Consider the following 1,706-nt stretch of genomic DNA (forward strand, 5'->3'; position numbering starts at 1 on the left):
ATGACGCAACCTAAATCAAGTTGTTGTACTGTAGCGGCAATATTCAGCGGTGATTTGCGAGGCGGCTCAATAAGTGCAACACCGATTTTCAATCAAAGTAACGCGCAGTGCGTATGGAAAGGTAAGTAATGTGTGCGGAAGCTGTGGATGGGTTTTGTTTCCTAATTCGATTTCAGTTAAAAACGCGCCTAACATGACTGGTTGTTAGGCGATCACCATCACCTGATATATCAATGATTTTCCGACGTGTCTGCTTAAGCAAGCTGGGAAGTACATTAGCATCGGTTACGTTAGATAAGCTCTGAATCGACCTACTTTTTCTAATCAGCATAATGTCTATGAAAGTGGGGTCTTACCAACTTCGCCAACTAGTTCGAATAGGCCGTCTTATTTTCATTTTTTAACCTACCGAAGAAACCTGTTCTCTGTTAGAGTCACCGTCAACTACGCTATTGAATAAAGACACCCACAGATCGCATGTGATTGATGGATTTTTATTCACCCTTAGAACTCATTTTAGGAATCCCTAGTGACTAACAACGAAATTTTACGTCGTATCCAACACGCGTTAAACCTTAAAAACGCACAGATCATGAAAGCTTTCGAGCAGGCCGAAGTCATTGTGGCTCAAGATAAAGTCACAAACTGGTTAAAAGATGAAAGCGACAAATCTTGCGTTAAGATGAAGGATCAAGAGTTGGCGGTATTCTTAAATGGCTTTATTAACCTCAAGCGAGGCAAAAAAGACGGCGAGCAACCTAAGCCAAAAGTTACGTTGACCAACAACATGATTCTCATGAAGCTGCGCATTGCGCTAGACATGAAAGCAGAAGATGTGTTGGACGTATTAGAAGTGGTTGGCATTAGTTTAAGTAAATACGAAATTGGTTCATATTTCCGCAAGCCAAACAACAAAAACTACAAACAGTGTGAAGACCAATTGCTTTGCGATTTCTTAAATGGTGTGCAGCTTACCAATCGTCCCGATTCTGAAGAGTTTACTGGGTAAGCAAAAAGTAAGCAAAAGGACATATATGGTCACCTCGCTGTTCGCAAGGCCTGATTGAAATTAATGTCGGTCTTTTCTTTAAGCTATTTCATAGGCACCCTTAACGGAGATTAACATTGATGGTCGACGGTCTTGCGACATATATCCGGCGTCGTTATAGCAACGTTTAGTTTGCTGCGCCCTAATGAGTTCCAAATTGACGTCTTATCCTCCTCTACACACGCATGGCTTTTCAATAGCCGCTGTCCTTAACAGGTTTTGAATAAGACAAACCGTTTTACATCAGTGTATTACCGCTCTTTTACAGATGGTTCTCTTTATCAGGCACACGCCAAATGAGGATTATAAGGCGCTCTTTTTACCAACACGGCCCAAATAATCCGTGCCAGCTTATTCGCGAGAGCAACGACCAATTTGCAGACATGCATCTTGGGTTTTAATGTCTGTAGCCACAGACTGAGTGGGTCCGATTTTCGCTCACACCAGTTTATCACTGCTCTTGCCCCCTGAATGAGTAGCTTCCTTAAATCTCGGTTTCCGCGTTTAGTGATTTTTCCAAGATAGTTTTTGTCACCACTGCTGTATTGAGACGGCGTCAACCCTAACCACGCGGACAGTTGCCGACCATTTTTGAACTCACCAACGCTGTTTATAGAACCAATGATGCCTGACGCGACAAGAGGTCCTACGCCAGGGA

At 42.8% G+C, this 1,706-nt stretch carries 2 protein-coding genes; one reads left to right on the forward strand and one right to left on the reverse strand.

Going from position 1 to position 1,706, the window contains the following annotated elements; genetic code table 11:
- Nucleotides 1–529 precede the first annotated feature (529 nt).
- Complete coding sequence (locus DA100_RS08135; RefSeq protein ID WP_138971710.1) at nt 530–1,009, forward strand: DUF1456 family protein; 480 nt, start codon at nt 530–532, stop codon at nt 1,007–1,009.
- Nucleotides 1,010–1,329: 320 nt separating this feature from the next.
- Here the strand turns inward: DA100_RS08135 and DA100_RS08140 are convergent.
- On the reverse strand, nt 1,330–1,706 hold a 377-nt coding region (locus DA100_RS08140), incomplete at its 5' end, for a transposase (RefSeq protein ID WP_138971711.1).

The organism is Vibrio sp. Hep-1b-8 (assembly GCF_006124995.1).
Classification (GTDB): Bacteria; Pseudomonadota; Gammaproteobacteria; order Enterobacterales; family Vibrionaceae; genus Vibrio.